Origin of the sequence: Hafnia alvei (genome assembly GCF_964063325.1) — a bacterium.
In the GTDB taxonomy this organism is placed as follows: Bacteria; Pseudomonadota; Gammaproteobacteria; order Enterobacterales; family Enterobacteriaceae; genus Hafnia; species Hafnia alvei_B.
Genome location: NZ_OZ061315.1, coordinates 639,252 through 656,651 on the forward strand (window position 1 = coordinate 639,252; position 17,400 = coordinate 656,651).

21 protein-coding genes and 2 pseudogenes are annotated in these 17,400 nt (G+C 44.1%); 16 read left to right on the plus strand and 7 right to left on the minus strand.

Annotated elements, in window-relative coordinates; all coding sequences use genetic code 11:
* The first annotated feature begins 35 nt into the window (after positions 1-35).
* On the plus strand, positions 36-440 hold the full coding sequence (locus AB3Y96_RS03050; RefSeq protein WP_072310264.1) for a YgiW/YdeI family stress tolerance OB fold protein: 405 nt from the start codon (positions 36-38) through the stop codon (positions 438-440).
* Positions 441-517: 77 nt separating this feature from the next.
* On the opposite strand, the gene AB3Y96_RS03055 is transcribed toward AB3Y96_RS03050, so the two are convergent.
* Positions 518-2,539: an FAD-dependent oxidoreductase gene (locus tag AB3Y96_RS03055; RefSeq protein ID WP_367298455.1), complete on the minus strand. Its 2,022-nt coding sequence runs from the start codon at positions 2,537-2,539 to the stop codon at positions 518-520.
* A 304-nt stretch (positions 2,540-2,843) separates the two neighbouring features.
* Between AB3Y96_RS03055 and AB3Y96_RS03060 the strand changes: the two genes are divergently transcribed.
* Positions 2,844-3,374: an isochorismatase family protein gene (locus AB3Y96_RS03060; protein WP_367300269.1), complete on the plus strand. Its 531-nt coding sequence runs from the start codon at positions 2,844-2,846 to the stop codon at positions 3,372-3,374.
* A gap of 251 nt (positions 3,375-3,625) precedes the next feature.
* Here the strand turns inward: AB3Y96_RS03060 and AB3Y96_RS03065 are convergent, their stop codons facing one another.
* From AB3Y96_RS03065 to AB3Y96_RS03085, 5 genes are read right to left on the minus strand one after another with little or no spacing between them, the layout of a single operon-like run.
* Positions 3,626-4,522, minus strand: a complete 897-nt coding sequence (locus AB3Y96_RS03065) for a hypothetical protein (RefSeq protein WP_367298456.1) — start codon at positions 4,520-4,522, stop codon at positions 3,626-3,628.
* Between the two features lie 25 nt (positions 4,523-4,547).
* Positions 4,548-5,564: a tyrosine-type recombinase/integrase gene (locus AB3Y96_RS03070; protein ID WP_367298457.1), complete on the minus strand. Its 1,017-nt coding sequence runs from the start codon at positions 5,562-5,564 to the stop codon at positions 4,548-4,550.
* Between the two features lie 2 nt (positions 5,565-5,566).
* Positions 5,567-5,749 carry a hypothetical protein gene (locus tag AB3Y96_RS03075; protein ID WP_367298458.1) on the minus strand — a complete coding sequence of 61 codons (183 nt, stop codon included), beginning with the start codon at positions 5,747-5,749 and terminating at the stop codon, positions 5,567-5,569.
* A gap of 2 nt (positions 5,750-5,751) precedes the next feature.
* Positions 5,752-6,183 carry a hypothetical protein gene (locus AB3Y96_RS03080; protein ID WP_367298459.1) on the minus strand — a complete coding sequence of 144 codons (432 nt, stop codon included), beginning with the start codon at positions 6,181-6,183 and terminating at the stop codon, positions 5,752-5,754.
* A gap of 3 nt (positions 6,184-6,186) precedes the next feature.
* Positions 6,187-6,798, minus strand: coding sequence for a phage repressor protein CI (locus tag AB3Y96_RS03085; protein WP_367298460.1), 612 nt, complete (start codon positions 6,796-6,798; stop codon positions 6,187-6,189).
* Between the two features lie 99 nt (positions 6,799-6,897).
* On the opposite strand from AB3Y96_RS03085, the gene AB3Y96_RS03090 reads away from it, so the two are divergent.
* The 12 genes and pseudogenes from AB3Y96_RS03090 (at position 6,898) to AB3Y96_RS03145 (ending at position 13,975) form a co-directional block, all read left to right on the plus strand.
* Positions 6,898-7,134 (plus strand): regulator, encoded by a 237-nt coding sequence (locus AB3Y96_RS03090; protein ID WP_234609737.1) that lies wholly within the window; start codon positions 6,898-6,900, stop codon positions 7,132-7,134.
* 36 nt (positions 7,135-7,170) lie between these two features.
* Positions 7,171-7,686, plus strand: coding sequence for a phage regulatory CII family protein (locus AB3Y96_RS03095; protein ID WP_070714875.1), 516 nt, complete (start codon positions 7,171-7,173; stop codon positions 7,684-7,686).
* 7 nt (positions 7,687-7,693) lie between these two features.
* Positions 7,694-7,891: a phage filamentation protein Fil family protein gene (locus tag AB3Y96_RS03100; protein WP_367298461.1), complete on the plus strand. Its 198-nt coding sequence runs from the start codon at positions 7,694-7,696 to the stop codon at positions 7,889-7,891.
* On the plus strand, positions 7,855-8,196 hold the full coding sequence (locus AB3Y96_RS03105; protein ID WP_367298462.1) for a DUF5347 family protein: 342 nt from the start codon (positions 7,855-7,857) through the stop codon (positions 8,194-8,196). Before AB3Y96_RS03100 ends, AB3Y96_RS03105 begins: the two co-directional genes overlap by 37 nt.
* A 64-nt stretch (positions 8,197-8,260) precedes the next feature.
* Positions 8,261-8,485, plus strand: a complete 225-nt coding sequence (locus AB3Y96_RS03110) for a DUF2732 family protein (RefSeq protein ID WP_367298463.1) — start codon at positions 8,261-8,263, stop codon at positions 8,483-8,485.
* Positions 8,485-8,712, plus strand: coding sequence for a TraR/DksA family transcriptional regulator (locus AB3Y96_RS03115; RefSeq protein ID WP_118938589.1), 228 nt, complete (start codon positions 8,485-8,487; stop codon positions 8,710-8,712). The genes AB3Y96_RS03110 and AB3Y96_RS03115 overlap by 1 nt, the downstream gene beginning before the upstream one ends.
* Entirely contained in the window at positions 8,709-9,617 is a 909-nt protein-coding gene (locus AB3Y96_RS03120; RefSeq protein ID WP_367298464.1) for a DNA adenine methylase, read from the plus strand. Before AB3Y96_RS03115 ends, AB3Y96_RS03120 begins: the two co-directional genes overlap by 4 nt.
* A complete protein-coding gene (locus AB3Y96_RS03125; protein WP_367298465.1) occupies positions 9,610-10,614 on the plus strand; it encodes a phosphoadenosine phosphosulfate reductase family protein in 1,005 nt (334 codons plus the stop codon). Before AB3Y96_RS03120 ends, AB3Y96_RS03125 begins: the two co-directional genes overlap by 8 nt.
* Complete coding sequence (locus AB3Y96_RS03130) at positions 10,611-13,088, plus strand: replication endonuclease (RefSeq protein WP_367298466.1); 2,478 nt, start codon at positions 10,611-10,613, stop codon at positions 13,086-13,088. The genes AB3Y96_RS03125 and AB3Y96_RS03130 overlap by 4 nt, the downstream gene beginning before the upstream one ends.
* 175 nt (positions 13,089-13,263) lie before the next feature.
* Positions 13,264-13,461 (plus strand): hypothetical protein, encoded by a 198-nt coding sequence (locus AB3Y96_RS03135; RefSeq protein ID WP_118938591.1) that lies wholly within the window; start codon positions 13,264-13,266, stop codon positions 13,459-13,461.
* 190 nt (positions 13,462-13,651) lie between these two features.
* A pseudogene (locus tag AB3Y96_RS03140) lies at positions 13,652-13,750 on the plus strand (levan regulatory domain protein); the annotation flags it as partial.
* Positions 13,751-13,761: 11 nt separating this feature from the next.
* Positions 13,762-13,975, plus strand: a pseudogene (locus AB3Y96_RS03145) (DinI-like family protein).
* 143 nt (positions 13,976-14,118) lie between these two features.
* Here AB3Y96_RS03145 and AB3Y96_RS03150 read toward each other — a convergent pair.
* On the minus strand, positions 14,119-14,862 hold the full coding sequence (locus AB3Y96_RS03150; RefSeq protein WP_367298467.1) for a DUF4145 domain-containing protein: 744 nt from the start codon (positions 14,860-14,862) through the stop codon (positions 14,119-14,121).
* Positions 14,863-15,259: 397 nt separating this feature from the next.
* Between AB3Y96_RS03150 and AB3Y96_RS03155 the strand changes: the two genes are divergently transcribed.
* Complete coding sequence (locus AB3Y96_RS03155) at positions 15,260-16,324, plus strand: hypothetical protein (protein WP_367298468.1); 1,065 nt, start codon at positions 15,260-15,262, stop codon at positions 16,322-16,324.
* Positions 16,321-17,385: a hypothetical protein gene (locus tag AB3Y96_RS03160; RefSeq protein ID WP_367298469.1), complete on the plus strand. Its 1,065-nt coding sequence runs from the start codon at positions 16,321-16,323 to the stop codon at positions 17,383-17,385. The genes AB3Y96_RS03155 and AB3Y96_RS03160 overlap by 4 nt, the downstream gene beginning before the upstream one ends.
* Positions 17,386-17,400: the final 15 nt, after the last annotated feature.

Genomic DNA, 17,400 nt, shown 5'->3' on the forward strand with positions numbered 1-17,400 from the left:
GCTGACATTAATCCCATATAAGAGAGAGAAAAATAATGAAAAAAGTAGCCGCTCTATTCGCCATTCTTGCCGTTTGCAGTGCTCCCGTTCTGGCGCAAAACGGTGGATTTTCTGACCCTAATGCTCCCGCAGCTCAAACAACGCAGACGCAAGCTGCCGGTGGATTCAGTGGCCCGAATGCGGGTGCCATGACGGTCGATAAAGCCAAAACCATGAGCGATGATACTTGGGTTACTCTGCGTGGAAACATTGAGCAGCGCATCGGTGGTGAGCACTACACTTTCCGTGATGCAACCGGCACCATGAACGTAGATATCGACCATAAGCGTTGGAATGGGCAGACCATCACCCCGAAAGATACCGTGGAACTGCAGGGGAAAATCGATAAAGACTGGAACTCGGTTGAGTTGGACGTCAAACAGATCACTAAAGTGAAATAATCTGCAAATTCCAAGTTGCTTGGCATTCGTCATCCTCGCGGAAGTGAGGCGTTAGTGAGGATGACGAATAGATGCGTTTAGATTGCTAGCGCGAGTCGGGTTCCTTGGTCTATCGCACGCCGAGCATCGAGCTCGCGAGCGACATCAGCACCGCCAATCAAATGTACGGTTTTACCCATCTTCTGCAACGGTGCCAGTAACGCCTGTTGCGATTCTTGCCCAGCACAAATAACGATGTTGTCTACCGGCAGACATTCAATGTGTCCATCGCGCATCAGATGCAGGCCTTGTTCATCAATATGATGATAATGGGCTCCGTTTATCATCGTCACGCCGCGTTTTTGCAAACTGGCACGATGTATCCATCCGGTTGTTTTTCCGAGTCCTTCGCCCACTTTGCTGGTTTTACGCTGCAGTAAATAGATTTTGCGTGGGCTATGCGGGGAATTCATTCCGCCTGCGGCTAACCCTCCGCGCTGTTTTAACTGTAGATCGATGCCCCATTCTTCGGCAAAGGCGACGCTGTTTAAGCTGGTGGATTGGCCGTATTGACTGAGGTATTCGGCGGTATCAAAACCAATACCGCCAGCGCCAATAATGGCCACGCGTTTACCCACCGGAAGTTTGTCACGCAAAACCTGCGCATAGCTCAGTACGTGGGGCATGTCGCTGCCGGGTAAATCTAAATAGCGCGGAATAATGCCCGTAGCCAAAATAATTTCATCGAACTCAGTGAGGTCTTGAGCCTCAACGCGTTGACCTAGTCGCTGTTGGATATTATGAATAATTAACAAGCGCTTAAAATAGCGTAGCGTTTCATGAAACTCTTCTTTGCCGGGGATCTGCTTGGCGATATTAAACTGGCCACCGATCTGATTGTCCGCCTCAAACAGCGTGACGTGATGACCTCGCTGTGCCGCCGTGGTCGCGAATGCTAAACCGGCAGGACCCGCTCCCACCACGGCAAGGCGCTTAGGTTTTTCTGCGGCGGTAAGCACGAGCTCGGTTTCATGGCAGGCACGCGGGTTGACCAGACATGATGTGAGTTTGTGCTCGAAAATTTGATCAAGACAGGCCTGATTACAGCCGATGCAAACATTGATTTCATCGACACGGCCGCTGGCCGTTTTTTGCACAAATTCCGGATCGGCTAAAAACGGACGCGCCATAGACACCATATCGGCGCATCCGTCCGCCAGCACGGCTTCAGCTACGTCGGGGTGGTTAATTCTATTGGTGGTGATAAGAGGGATGGAAACCTTCCCCATCAAGCGACGTGTGACCCAGCTAAATCCCGCACGTGGCACCATGGTTGCGATGGTAGGAATACGCGCTTCATGCCAGCCAATACCGGTGTTGATCAGCGTCGCACCTGCATGCTCCACTTGGATCGCCAACTGTTCAATCTCTTTCCAATCAGAGCCTTCCTCAACCAGATCCAGCATCGATAGGCGATAAATGATGATGAACTCTTGCCCAACGGCGGCACGCACGCGGCGAACACATTCCACGGCAAAACGCATACGGCGCATGAAATCGCCACCCCAATCGTCGTCGCGTTGGTTAGTTCTGGCGGCAAGAAACTGGTTAATCAAATAGCCTTCAGAGCCCATGATTTCAACGCCGTCATATCCCGCGTGCTGCGCCAAACGCGCGCACTGGGCGAAGTCAGACAGCGTTTGCTGAATCATGTCTTCGCTCATTTCTATCGGCGGGTAAGGATTGATTGGTGCCTGTATGGCTGAGGGCGCGTGGGGCTGCGGTTGATAGCTGTAGCGGCCTGTATGAAGAATTTGCAGCGCTATTTTCCCGCCGGCCTGATGTACAGCGCTGGTGATAATTTTATGATGCGGGATCTGATTTTCGTGATCCAATACGGAAGCACCAGCGTGCACCACGCCATGCTGATTTGGCGCAATGCCTCCCGTCACAATCAACCCAACACCGGCCCGAGCTCGCTCAGCGTAAAACTCAGCCAAACGCCGGCTGCCATCAGGATGTTCCTCTAGTCCTGTGTGCATCGATCCCATCAGGACGCGATTTTTTAAGGTAGTAAACCCGAGATCTAATGGTGCGAGCAGATGAGAGTAGTGATTCATTCGGGCTTTCCTTGTTAGCACAGGCTGAAGCAGCAGTTTCTGGTCGGATGAGTTTTTTAAATCTAGTCTCTCTGTGGGGCTTTGAAAGCAATATGTTAATGAACTGTGATTTACCGCAACATTGTGCTGACGGAAAGCTGAGAAGCGTGACTTAGTTTGGATAATGAAGGGGGATATTTTCTGGGTTTACTGTTTATCAAAGCATCGAACTTAATAGCAATATGCCCATTTATCATCAATGTTTTCAGCTGCTCTATGCGGCAAACTTCCTGTTCCACTTGCCTTTGCTAACTTAGGAATCTTTATGCTGCGAGTTTTATTAGTTATTGATATGCAAAATGGTGTTTTTGTAAATCCACGTTTTGATCGCGCAGGCCGAGTGGAGAAGATCAACCAACTATCGCAAGCGGCAGGTCGGGTTATTTTCATTCGTCATCAAGAAAATGATATGCCGGAAAACAGCCCTGAATGGATGCTATTGCCTGAATTAAACCAGCCCGAAAATAGCCTTTATGTCGAAAAGACAGCCTGCGATGCTTTCTACCAAACCTCACTGGCTGATGAACTCGCCAAAATCAAAGCAACGCACATTACGATTTGCGGCTGTGCGACCGACTACTGCGTGGATACGACAATAAAAGTTGCGGCTAGCAACGGATATAAAGTGACTGTTGCCGCTGATGCTCACACCACCGCCAATCGCGGTCCGCTAAAAGCAGAGCAGTTGATTCAGCATTATAACGATGTATGGGCAAACCTTATTATTCCTGGCAATGATGTCAGAGTGAAAAGTACTCAGGAAATTTTGCAAGAATGGCGTGAAGGAAATAGCTGAAGGGACACTTTTGCGACACTTTTCTTCAGAAACAAAAAAGCCACTTCGGAAGAAGTGGCCTAACTGACTGAATCTAAAGCTAAAATTTGGTGGCCCCTGCTGGACTTGAACCAGCGACCAAGCGATTATGAGTCCGAAATCAAAGTAATAAAAAACAATAAGTTACTTTAATATCAGTGGATTAATAAATCGAATAATGAAGAATATACCAGTATAGCGAATAGGTCTGCTGCCAATTTGCTGCCACATTTTTAGTTAACTGCCCCATCACCAAATTGCACGCCAGTACTTAGGTTTAAGGCTTGCGATACTGTACTATCAAGCTCATCAGAAAAATTAGTTATACGAGTGAAATGATTAAATTTTTGGAAAGTTATGATGCCACTTCCAGTTGGTTTTTCCATAAATACTGGGAAAGAATATGAAAGAATGACCATTCTCACGCCATGTACAATTTTTGAAGCATTTTCTTCCAAGAAATTTTTGTTATACCTGTCGTAGTTATCTCGAAACGCTTCAAGTGCTTCTTTATTAGTGGTGATGTTTTCCTCGCCTTTTTCTTTAAAGGATTTAACAAATCTATCATAGAGGATATTACTGAGATCAATACATAAAATGGCCTGTTCTTGTCTATTTGCTAGATCTTTGAACTGCTCATCGTATGCATAGCTTATATTATTAACTATTGTCGATTCTTTTCGAGGCCTTTTGCATTCAAGAAATAGTTTTTTGCCATCTTTTTCGACAATAACATCATGCGACTTGTCATTGATTATATTAAATCCTGCTCTCTTAAATCGTGAGGCAACTTTTAATTCAAAGGAATAGTCTCTTGCGGAGCAACTTTGTGATTTTTCTAGTGTAGTACTACCTCTTTGAATGAGATGGATTAAATCCTTTATATCTTCCTCACCAGAGTGGAATGAATTATAAAACTCGCATAACTCCATGAGTTCTGCTATACCCCATAGTTCGCGAAACGACGGTGTTTTAAGATCGGCCGACCATTTTTTGAAAACTTTTGTTGAAGCTCCAAACCTTGTAGCATTATATTTTATCCCCATGCTTTTTAACCATGGCCCTACTTTATCTAAGATTCTTATGTCGAAAATTTGAGTTTTTGTAGTGTTTTTAATTTCACTTTTCATATTATGTAGCAGCCTATCTATTCTTTTAGGTTAATTTATTTAACGGATTGAATTTAATAGCTTCTGTTAAATGGTCTGGTGCGAAATGAGAATATCGCATGGTTACTTTTATGTCAGTGTGGCCTAGTATACGCTGGAGAACCAAAATATTTCCGCCGTTCATCATAAAATGTGATGCAAATGTGTGGCGTAATACGTGAGTTAGTTGGCCTGCGGGTGTTTCTATTCCAGCTCTTTTTAGTGCGGTTCTGAAAGCTGCGTAACAAGATGAGAACAGTGGTTTAGCTCTTCTTATTGTTGGTAGTTCGCCAAGTACTTCATCACTAACCGGAACCGCTCGGTTTTTCTTGCCTTTAGTTTTGATAAAAATAATCTTACCACCACGGATTTGATTTCCCTTGAGGCTTTCAGCTTCTCCCCAGCGTGCGCCAGTAGCTAAACAAATTTTAACAACGGAAATTAAGTCTAGTGATCTGCTATTTTCACATTCAATCAGCAAAGCTTTAATGTCATCCATTGTGAGGTATGACATTTCAGATTCTGCAATCTTAAATTCTCTGACGTTGTCCAATGGATTAGGGGAGGTCCATTCGTCTAATCGACGAAGCTCATTAAACACCGCACGGAAATAAGCTAATTCGAGGTTTACTGTTCTGGGGGTGACTGTTTTAACTCTATTTGAACGTGTTATTTTTCCGGATAATCGTTGTTCTCTATAAGCCGAAAATATTTTGGCTGAAAACTCGGTGGCTAAGGGATTACCCATCGCAGAACAGGCAAACTCCATAGTGGACTTGCGTTTTTCACCGTCTGACAAAGTAACCCCGTGGGCGTTATACCACGTGTACACCAAATCAATTAAGCGTCGCTTATCCGTCTTCTCGCCAAGCCAAGGTTTATCCTGAGATTGTTCTTTTATAAAGCGCTCGAACGCGAGTGCTTCTCCTTTTGTAGCAAATTGCCGTCGAATCCGCTTTCCTTCTCGACCGTTAGGGAAAACTTGAGCTTGCCATTTACCATTGGAAAGTTTTGATACTGCCATGACTAATCTTTAGTACAGATACGTTTTGATTTACTAATGCTACCGTCTTTGCAAACAAATTTTCCGTCGGTAGTACAGTGTGCCACGCCACCTTTTGCCCCTGAGCATGGATAGTTTTTAGCAGAAGCTAATGGAATGAAAGCCAAGACAGTCACTATAACAATTAAGGCATTTAACGATCTCATATTTAATAACTCCGCTTTATTTCCGTAAAGCTAGCAATGGTTTCTTTCTTTGCGTTGAATGGGATTTTTAAGCAGTTTTTAATGCCGCCATTAAATATCAATCGGACGGACTGCAGGAAGGGCATCACTTCTATCGTAGTGAATTCGCGGCCATCCCATTCACTAGGGTTTTCTTTCGTATAATCACAAATTGACGCTATTGTTTTGTAGGCTCTAGGGATATTTAGCTTTTCGGAGTCGAACATTACGACGAGAGAGCCGTTTTCCACCGATATTTCGTCTAACTCAGTATCGTTAAAACCATCATTCTCGAGCATGCTGTATAGTTTATCTGGCACAGTGTATTTAACGGTGGAGGAAAGATCGGCAAAACAGGGAGTTACCAGTAAGCTAGAAAATATAAATACCGCTGCCGCTATGTTCATTTCTTTCATGAGTTACTCACTAATAAACTCAGTTCTACTGATTACTTTTCCTTGGACTGCTATCTCGTCAACGTGGCATTCGAAAGATGCTTTGCCATTCTCTACACGGATACGTCCCGCAGGGAAGCGATAAAGTTCTCGGATACTGGTAAAACCATCAAACTCTATCAGCCATAGCCCATCATTTATCTCTTCATCGAACTGATCTACCACATAGAGCTGCTTTTCAAATGTGATTAAAAAGGGAGCTTTTAGGTTTGATGGCATTAGACTGGCATCGACACTAACCCAATTTGCCGCACTGACTACCCCATTTGTGATTGTTTTGTGTTCCAATCTGAGGTTTTGGGCGTCACTCTTATCTGCAAACATTGGCCCCTGACCAAAAGTCAGCCACTCTAAAGTAGCGTTTGTTTCCATTGCACAAATAATTATCCAGTCTGCAGGGAAGTTGCCTCGTGCTACGCGGTTAGCCATGGTGCTCTGAGAAACATTTAGATGTTTGCACAGTGTCAATCTAGACGTGAATCCATAGGCTGCAAGAATGCGTTCAATTGGATCTTTGCCGCCTTCCGGAAGCTGTATTGATTTACGATTAGTAAAATTATTTATTGACTGTTCCAATTTTGAATCCTAGTATTCACGTATCGTAAGTTATGTGTGTAATGCTAACGAATAGTGATGAATAGTGAGTTCATCACCAAAACTGAGGAATAGTGCATCATGAATCGTAAATTATCAATGCGCCCTAGTATCAATCTTGTAGTGTCTGAGCCATATGTCACATTGGATGAGTTCTGTCGTCGCACTGGGTATAAACCTAGCTATGCTCGCCAAATGATTAAGGAAAACCGCCTGCCAATCAGGAAAAAAGCCGGTGTAAACAGCCTTATCGAAATCAACATGTTTGCACTGACAATCGAAGCTGCTTCTGGCTGCGAAGTCGCAATGCAAGCCTAACAAGTTCCATTTTGGGATGATAAGGAGGCTTCTGCCATGTTTGATTTTCGAGAATCCAAACAATCTCATTTTGATGATGCATGTCGGGCTTTTGCCAATACGCATAAAGGCAAGATTGCAGATATTGCCGAACGTATCAGCATGAGCCAGCAAATGCTGCGCAACAAACTAAATCCAGAGCAACCACATCAGCTGACATGCGTCGATCTTATGCGTCTGACTGATGAAACCGAAGACCCGACTCTTTTAGATGGATGGCTTGCCCAGATGCAATGTCAGCCATCAGTGCCAGTTAACGAAATATCAAACGAAAAAATGCCCGTTTACGTGATGAGTGCCACGGCAGAAGTAGGCAAATTAGCAGCCGAAACAGTTGCTGGCGGTCATATGAATATGGCGCGTATTGCTGACTTTAAGCGCACTGTAAATTCAGCTGTTCGCTGCTTAACGCTGGCCGGAATTACTATGCAGGCACGTGTCCAGTCTAATCCCACCTTATCGTCTGCTGTTGATGCTTTAACTGGCATCGGTGCGACGTTAGGCATGAACTGAGGTGTTTATGACTATTTCAGTAGCGCCATTATTGAAGCGTCAGAGTCCATCGCGTCAATGTCATGCAAGTCATGGATGGGTTGAATTACAGAACGGCACGCACTGGCATCCTTCAAGAAATCAGCAGTCACTGCTTGATGCAATGAAAAGTAAGGAAAAGGGGGTTACATGGCTAACACAGAAGCTGCGCGCACTGTGCAAATAAATGCCGGTGATCGCTTTAAAGGTTTGAATCATGTTGCGGCGATTCGCGGAAAACTATTTGGTGATGATGGTGGTAAAGATTTGCAGCGTTTTATTTTAAATATGCGCGATACCACTGACGCCTGCTATTTAGATAATAAGCGCGGATTGGGTGCAATATTTTATTTAGCTAAGATTCCGGCTGATCGTCATGATGTCGAATTTAGTGAACTGACGTCTGCCGAAATTAAAGCGTTAATTGGTGCAATGAATCAATTAAAGGCAATCGTGAGTTTATTTCCAAGACGTCTCGCAATGCCTAATTAACTCTTAAAGAAAAAACTGGCGTAAACCCGCCGGACCTCCATTTATCTAAAAACAGGATTGACCAATGAAAAATATCGAAGTTAGAGAAACGAAAGTGGACCTCAATTTGGAAGCTTTACTGACCAATGCCCGTATGGATGAGCGTCGTAACCGTGGCGAAGTTATGGCCGCGCGTCTGCAGAACTTAGCAAACCACATTCAGGGCAAGGAGCTAAACCACGTTGAGGTGGCCGAGCTGCTGCGCAAAGAAAGTGAATTAATCCAGCATCAGGCGCAGGAGTTGCACTAATGGCTGACCAAATGGACATGGCGCAGGAGCGCCAACAAGAAATCCTAGATCGCCAGATTAAAAGCGCTACTGCTCGGACGGTTGGCGCGTCTGCGTTCATCTGTGAAGTGTGTGGCGAGCCTATCCCAGAGCAGCGCCGTTTGGCGGTTGCTGGGGTCACTTGCTGTGTGACTTGTCAGGAGATTAACGAACTGAAAGGTAAACACTATAAAGGGGCCGCATTATGAGTATCCAATCAACGATTTTACGTTGGGCGGGTAGCAAGAGCCGCATGATGGCTGAATTAAAAAAGCACTTGCCTGTTGGTAAGCGTTTAATAGAGCCGTTTGCAGGTTCGTGTTCAGTGATGATGAATACAGATTATGAGCAATACCTTATTGCTGATGTGAACTCTGATCTCATTAATATGTATCAGGTCATTCAGGAAAATACAGAGTTCTTTATTGAAGAACTAAGAGGCGTTTTCGAAAACAACAAGGATGATGTTTCATACTATCAAGTACGAAATAAATTCAACTTAGATCGCAGCTGTTTATTTACTAGCGCGGTTTATTTCTTATATCTGAATCGTCACTGCTTTAATGGTCTGTGCCGTTATAACAAAAAAGGTGAGTTCAATACCCCTTACGGAAAATTAAAAAGTCCCTACTTCCCAGAGGATGAGATCCGCGCATTCGCTAAGAAGGCAAAGCAAGCCGCCTTTATCTGCGCCAGCTTTGAAGAAACATTGCAGATGGCAAAAAGTGGGGATGTAGTTTATTGCGATCCGCCTTACCTCCCAGCATCTGTTTCAAGTGTTGGTTTTAACCATTCTCAAGAATTTACTGCTTACACCAAAGATGGTTTTGGTTATGAGCAGCACTCACAACTGGCTGGTGAATTACGTCGTTTGTCTTACTCAGGCTGCTTTTGTGTTGCGTCCAACAATGACAACCAGTCTGTAAGGTCACTTTATTCCGACTTTGATTTGCAGCCACTGACAGTACGCCGTAGCTGTGGCGGAGCTGGAAGCAGCCGAAAGTCTGCTGATGAGCTGATTATTAAGCTAGGTCTTGAGCCTCTGCATATTGATATGAATGGCGATGAAGTTTGGGTGGGTGTGGATTTTGCCAGTGGGGTGACTCATGGTTGATTCACGCTGCTTTGCAGATAATACGATAAATATCGTCTCTATTTCTGGAGGGAAAGATAGCCTTGCTGATTGGCTGCTTGCAATCGAGTCTGGTGCTGCGCATGCACCTACTCATGCGGATACAGGACATGAGCATCCCCAGACCATTGAATACCTAGAATATCTAGAGTCTAAGCTAGGGAAAATTACTCGAGTAAAAGCTGATTTTTCACGTCAAATTGAAGGAAAGCGCAAATTTATATCTGAAAAATGGCCCGAGTCTTTGGTCGAAGAATGCGGAATGTCTCCTGATGAGGCGGCAGAACGTATTGAACGGGCGCTGGAAATTCTTCACCCAACCGGAAATCCTTTCCTCGACCTATGTATGTGGAAAGGTCGGTTCCCATCCACCAAGGCAAGGTTTTGCACTTTTGACCTCAAGCATGAACCTATCCGCACTCAGATTGTATTGCCTGCTCTGGAAAAATATGACGAGGTAATAAGTTGGCAGGGCGTTCGCGCTCAAGAATCTCCTGCCAGAGCTGCTTTATCTATGTGGGAAGAAGATGCGGATAATACTCTGGGCTTACATATCTACCGCCCAATTCTTCACTGGACCCATGAGGATGTATTTGAATTAGCGAAGCGTCACGGTGTTAAACCGAACCCACTCTATTTGCAAGGTTGTAGCCGCGTTGGCTGCATGCCTTGCATCCATGCTAGAAAATCTGAACTTGCGGAGATTTTTGCGCGCTGGCCAGAGGAAATTGCTCGCGTTGCTGAATGGGAACGCCTTGTTGCTGCTTGTTCTCGTCGTGGAAATTCAACTTTTTTCCCTTCCACACATGACCCAATGCGTTCGGAAAAACGTATTGATGCCATCACTGTCGAAAAGTACGGAATAGCTTCATATCGTGACTGGGCGATGACAACACGAGGTGGTTCCCAATTCGATTTACTTGCCGCTACCAACGATAAAACTGTGTGTAGCAGTGTGTATGCAGGTGTGTGTGAATGACAGATGTCACAGAGTGGGCTTACCCATGGAACGCACCACGTCCAGCCATAGAGTCACCGTATTACGAATTCTACCAGCGGCTTAGAAATAAGCCGCTGAGCCAAAGCGAAGCCTACGAACTTGCTATTGAAGAAGCTAACCGCCGTGATCGCCTGATCGCGGCGTTGTCACATGCGCATAAAAAACTGGAGAAGCAGGCCAGCTGCGTGCGCAGGGATATTTCCCGCCGTGTTGATAATCTTGAACATCTGCACGGGATTCAGCGAGCCAATGCGTACTTAATCAATTCATTTGTTAAGCGCACATTGCCACGCCTTGAATTAGTCACTAAGCGCTACCGCCTGCCAAAAATGACTGAGGGGAATGCCTCCCTGTTTGGCCGTTTTAATAAACTCCCTGATATGTCCCGCGCAGATGTTGAATTGCTGGCGGAAGACACGGCTACTTATATGCGGCTTGAGCTGGGATTTATTAGTGACCAAATGCCAGAAGCCAGTGATCTGCGTCTGGGTTGGGCGATGTATCAGCGCGCCGGTGCTATCACGCAGCAGTTGGGCCAAACACCGCCGTTATGGGATCGCATTAACAACAAGGTATTTATTGAGGCGGAGGCCAGTTCCGCGATTTTCCGAATGACGTCACCAACATGGTGGCGTAATCACTTACGTCGGAAGTCAAACGAATGGCGTGAGCATCTGCAGATTGCGCTGCGTAACGTCAGCAAAAAAGGCAACCCCTACGCCAGCCGTACCACAATAGGCGAATGGCGGGAACAAAAACGCCGTACCCGTGAATTCTTGAAAGGCATGGAGCTGGAAGACACCGAAGGCAACCGGATCAGCCTGATCGACAAATATGATGGCAGTGTGGCAAATCCGGCGATCCGTCGCTGCGAGTTAATGACTCGTATCCGTGGCTTTGAAAATATCTGTAATCAACTCGGCTATATCGGGGAGTTTTATACCCTGACCGCACCGTCTAAATATCACGCAACCACGAAAGCAGGTTATAGCAATAGCAAATGGACTGGCTCAAGTCCCGCAGACACGCAGCGTTATTTGCGCAGCGTTTGGGAACGTGTGCGGGCCAAGTTGCATCGTGAGGACTTGCGGATTTTCGGCATTCGCGTTGCAGAACCCCATCATGATGGGACCCCTCACTGGCACATGCTGATGTTTATGGAGCCAGAGAACGTGGATCGCGTGCGTGAGATTTTGCGTGATTATGCCTTCAAAGAAGACAGCAAAGAATTGAACAGCGATAAGGCCAGAAAAGCGCGTTTTCACGCGGAGGCCATCGACCCTGACAAGGGCAGTGCCACAGGTTATGTGGCGAAATACATCAGTAAAAATATTGATGGTTATGCGCTAGATGATGAGCTGGACGATGACACCAAACAACCGTTAAAAGAAATGGCTCCCGCCGTATCGGCGTGGGCTGCACGTTGGCGTATTCGCCAGTTTCAGTTTATCGGTGGTGCGCCGGTATCGGTTTATCGTGAACTGCGCCGCATGGCTGATCCTGAAACTGCGCTTGGTCTAAGCGTTGAGTTTGCGGCTGTGCATGATGCGGCCGATGTGGGCGACTGGGCGGGATATATCAACGCGCAGGGTGGTCCATTTGTTCGCCGTGACGATCTGGTGGTGCGTACTTATTACGAACCGGCTGAGGACTTGAACGAGTACGGCGAAGAAACGACACGGATTAAAGGTGTTTTCTCTCCTTCTGTTGGCATGGACATCCCAATTATTACCCGCACGGTGCAGTGGAAGATTGTGCCGAAACGTGCCCTTGATTTGGCCGTTGACCTTTTGGGCGCTCCTGCGCCCTCTCGGAGTTCTGTCAATAACTGTACGGGGGGATCTGGATCGCTAGACCCGACACCGAACACAACAGAACCGATAACTCTGGATTTTGACAACATTACCCCGAAAGAACGGCGGCAGATGTTGCTCAGAATTAGGGCCGAAGGTCGAATTAAACCGAAAAATCAGCGTGAAGGCTTTACGGGTAGCCCTGATTTGGAAGAGGAACACCGTAAATCCGCCACAACTATTCAACGCCGTATGGAAAAAAGAGCGGGTGCATTGGCCGCTGCAGGTGATGCCATGGGAAGAATTACAGAGGATATGGCGATTTACGGTATAGAGCTGACACAAACAGAAGCATGGCGCATGGCAACAGGCCACTCCGTACAGGTAGAGGATGCAATCTATCGAGGGGATAGTACGGGGGCAATTTTCCAGCGCAAGGCGAAAGATAAACGGCAAACTCTAAAGATTGCTGAGATGATCGACCAGCGCGGCAATGTCGCTAATATGCGCCATCAACAAAAATGTCTTAAGCGCTATCTGGCTGATTATGTCAGGGAGCAAGCAGAACAGAGTCAAAGTGTTGCTGATAAAGAAAGGTTAGAAAAAGCACGCATTAATCTGAGTAAAATTCAGAAGCTAATAGCATTTAGCCGAAGATAAAGCGGTTATCTAACAGCCTATTACGTTGTCTATTCGTTAAATCCCCGTGAACAGATGGGGATTATTTACGGTAACTCTTAATCGGTATCATATTTTGGTCAAAAACTTCTTCCCGTTTAAAATCTATTGATATACTGTATAAATACACAGTAAGTAGTGAAGGGGGGGAGGAATTGTGTCTGATCTTCTCACGGAGTCTCTTGCATTGCAGCGTATCCAACTCATCGCACGGGTTGTGTCGATGGACGTATGTAGTGGGGATGATAAAGAACTGGCACTGGTCTGGATTAATGAACTGACCACGCAGCTGATCGACAAGCTGGATAATTATGACGATGAAGAACGCCGAAGAGCGTCAGTGTCGTACCAGTAAATTCAAATATGCTATGCAATAAATCGAGGGGGAGTATGGGACTAGAGATGCTTTTGATAAACAGGCTAAAGTGTCACAGCCTGTAATGGCCGAACTAGCTGATGAGAAGGAAGAGAAAATTGGTCCACAATTTCCTAATGCGCGTTTTCGTGGTGCTCACAGTTTATCGCTAGTGAGTGTAACGATGTAAAAGGGGCTGGTTATCCAGTGGATATCAGAGCTGGCTGACGAGCTCATGGCGAAAATCCGCAGCCATGAATATAGCCAGTCCATAGACGTCATAATTTAAGCTGGCTCTGTATCGATAAAGAGAAGAGGATTAACCAGTCCACATTGGACGCCATTGAACCGAGATTTACAGTAATTAACGCCTTCTGTACTCAAAAACAACAATTCGTATCCTAAGGGCAGCGCTCACGGCGTTGAACTGAGTGGGTTAAATCAGGATGAGGGCAATATACGAGTAATGGGGATTATGCAGCAGGTCTGGGAGGATGATAGCTGGCTTCATTGAGGAACCTTATCGACGGCACTACTTGATTCTGCCGTCGGTAAGGTTGAGCAACCAGCGTTGCGAGGTGTTAGCAATGGTTAAAAAAAACAATAATCACCGGATTATCTATCGAGGCGAAGTGTTGATCGCCATATGTTGTATTATTATTCTTCTTTAAATTTATCATTTAATCTTTTTGTCAGAATTTCAATTGACTCCTTCCGCCCAGAAAATAAGTCATTTACAACGTAGTCCATAATCTCAAAAGCATCTTCAATATCCCTGATATTCACTTTATCGTAATTATGGCTTCCAGCATCGCCTAAAAATTTTATTGCCATAAGGTGCTCAGAAAATGATTCATACAATGGCGGGATTTTTCCAAGTCGCTCTTTTAGGCCAATGCGCCATCCATTTTGTTTGAGTTCTGCTACCCCCATGGCTGTTAGCATCCTTTCTACTGAAATTCTAATGAGGTTTGCGGCTGCACTTGGTTGCATGAGAAAAATCGAAAACGAAGCCTGGAGAGGTTCGGCAATTTCCTCAGGACACTTGGTTGGCAGTTCGAAAGGGTGTAATGATGGAAAGAAGGTCTTAGGGTGATACCACTTGTAATAACCATCATCAGATGTACCATCATCCCAACCTTGTTGCTCCCATCCACTATCTCCAGAACAGGCCACAACTTCACCACATTGTCTTCTTGAACAGCGAGCCATACAGCTAAAAATTGATCGATCCATTTCTGGTTCGAACCAATCTTCACTGCTGTGTTTGTTGGTATCATGCGTGTCATGAATAACGAAACTTTCTGTGATGATCTGCAGGGTTTTCTGACCGCATTCTGGGCAGGGCCACTCCACCTGCATATTTTTGAAAAATGCTCCAGAGAATTTATGAACAGCCATCTTTCGTGCTCCTGATTTTTATAACGAGTAGGTTCTGTAATCTACATATTTGATTTTTGATGGAATTAAAATATGTCATAACAGGTGGTTTAAAAAGAGGGAGATGTAAGAACGTATGATATGCCGTGTATTTTTTTCTAAACGCCATCCATTGCATGCTTATGCTGCATGAATCCGCATGATCTTTTGAGGTGAGTTTTTGCTGCAGCCGGTCAAGATTGGCGGGCTTTTTCTTATGTCATGCAACTGCATGAAAAACCATAGAACAAGCGGGCAGGCGTGGCGGGGATACGAGCGCGCGCTCTGCGTCTCACGTTAGGTCTAAAGTCCTTGCAAGTAAAAAAGCTTACCTTTATCTTTCAATTAGATTTGTCTGCAAAAAAAGTAAGGAAATCAAATGGCAGAGAACGGCCCTATTGAAGATTTGGCAAAGCGCATATCACAGGATCTATTGAGTCGATTTAAGTGGCAGCAGCATGGTCCCTGCGACCAAGATTTCCTTTGTGATGATGAGGCTAAACATAAGCCTGAAGGTAAGAAACAGAAGCACACGCATCCTGTAGATGTTGTATTTAGTTATAAAGACCCATATTTAAACAAAGTCATTTATTTAAATACTGATTTAAAAAGTTATAAAGCAGGTTCAATAAATGCATCAAAAATAGAATCTGCATTGGAGTCATTAGCAAAAACTATTGAATGTGCTCGCTATAGTCCTGAGTGGTCAGAAAAATATAATTTTTCTCAAATCGACTGTGAAGTTCGAGGTTTATTGTTTGTTTTTAATCATGATAATCAGTTACAACATGATTTTTATGATTTTTTCAATCCACCTAAACCCGCTAAAGGAAGAAGAGATAAGGCTGTCAACTTAGAAAAGATTCCTTTATCCGCAGGTCAGCAAATTCATATAATCGATCCGTTTCTGATTAATTATATGCTGGCAATAACTAATGATATGAATGATTTGATTTCTAAGAAAGAGTTTCCTGATGAAGAATATGGATTCTATTACCCTCAACTGACTTTTCATAAGGTTGCTGTGACTGAAAAATATCTCCCAGCTACTATAGAAGTTTTGTCATCACCGTTCATAATTATCAAGCATGGTGCTGTTTATAAATATAATAGAGCTAAAAGTATTGAAGAGGAAGTATATCCAGAAGGATTTGTTGTGTATTACAACAAAAAAGGAAATAGCGACAATGAATTCTTTTATTTATTAGATGTTTTGTCAAATTATCAAATCCTTGATGGTATAAATAAAATTAGGATAAGGCTGGCTTATCGTGAAAAAGATGAGAGGATTCTCTCACACTTTCAACGTGGGGTTGAAAAATTTGCACATGAGTATGGGTTAGATGAAGAAGCTAAAAAGAGGCTTGAAGATTTAGACGTGAAAGTTGTGTCTACAGTAAAAGAATTCTTTTCTGCGGAAGTTATCTCTTGGGAGCCGAAATGAAAAATATTCACAGCGTAACTGATAAAGCTTTGTATGATGCTTTAAACCAAAAGCAAATTACCCTAAATGAAATTCAAGACCTTTTCTTAGAGAGGGGAACGATAATATGTAAAAAAACTCCTCGAAAAGAATTGGCAAGAAACTATTCTCGAATGACTCATGATTATTACGAGCATCAAAAAATTGCAACCCTGCTAGGTGGTCAGACAAGGACAGAAAAAATTACATGTGTACGAATTGAGACTGGTATAGATAAGAAAGGTATTATAGATGCGGCAGAAAAACTTAAGAAAGAAATTACCGAGCAGGATGATTATTGTAAAATAATCGTGGATGGGTCGCGAGTTCTTATTAATATTAGGTATCTTTCAACTAATTATAGCAAAAGTGATTTCAAACAGGCTATTAATAAAGAGGCGTTAATTGAAATTGAGCCTCTTGATGATGGTTACAGCATCCGGCGTCCAGATAATGAAAACCTTGAAGATTACGAGGCACTCTTACTGGGGCATATCAGCGCTATTCAGAACGAGCAAGCGGATGATAGTAACCTTGACTTAAAATTAAACGAAATTTCTCTCTCTCATAATACATCTGCTGATGTTAGAACTTTATTCTTCGATAAATTAATCCGTACACTTGATGGTTATGAGTTACTGGATGTTACTGATGCTTATGTATATCACCCTAAGCCTGAAACTATAGAGGCTGAGGATGGAAACACCGAAACTGGAGTGCACGTGTCTAGGGCATCACTTAAGGGGGAGGGAGTACTTAAATCTGATGAGTTAAGTGATCTTTATGATAGAGGATTCTATATCTGGAAAATAAAATGGAAGGTCAAGGAGAACTTGGCAGATCCAGATATATTTGAGCTTGAGGCCCAATTTGGCGATCCTCTTAATTGTACTAATTTCTCATATTTGGTTAAGGGAGTTAGGAAATATAAGGCAAACGGACAATATTTCAGTAAGCCGCAAAAACTTTCTGGTAGAGAACTTGAGCGATTCAATAAATTAATTGAAAGTAGAGCTTATTCTATTATAATGGAAATTAGCTAATACATCATAAGGAGT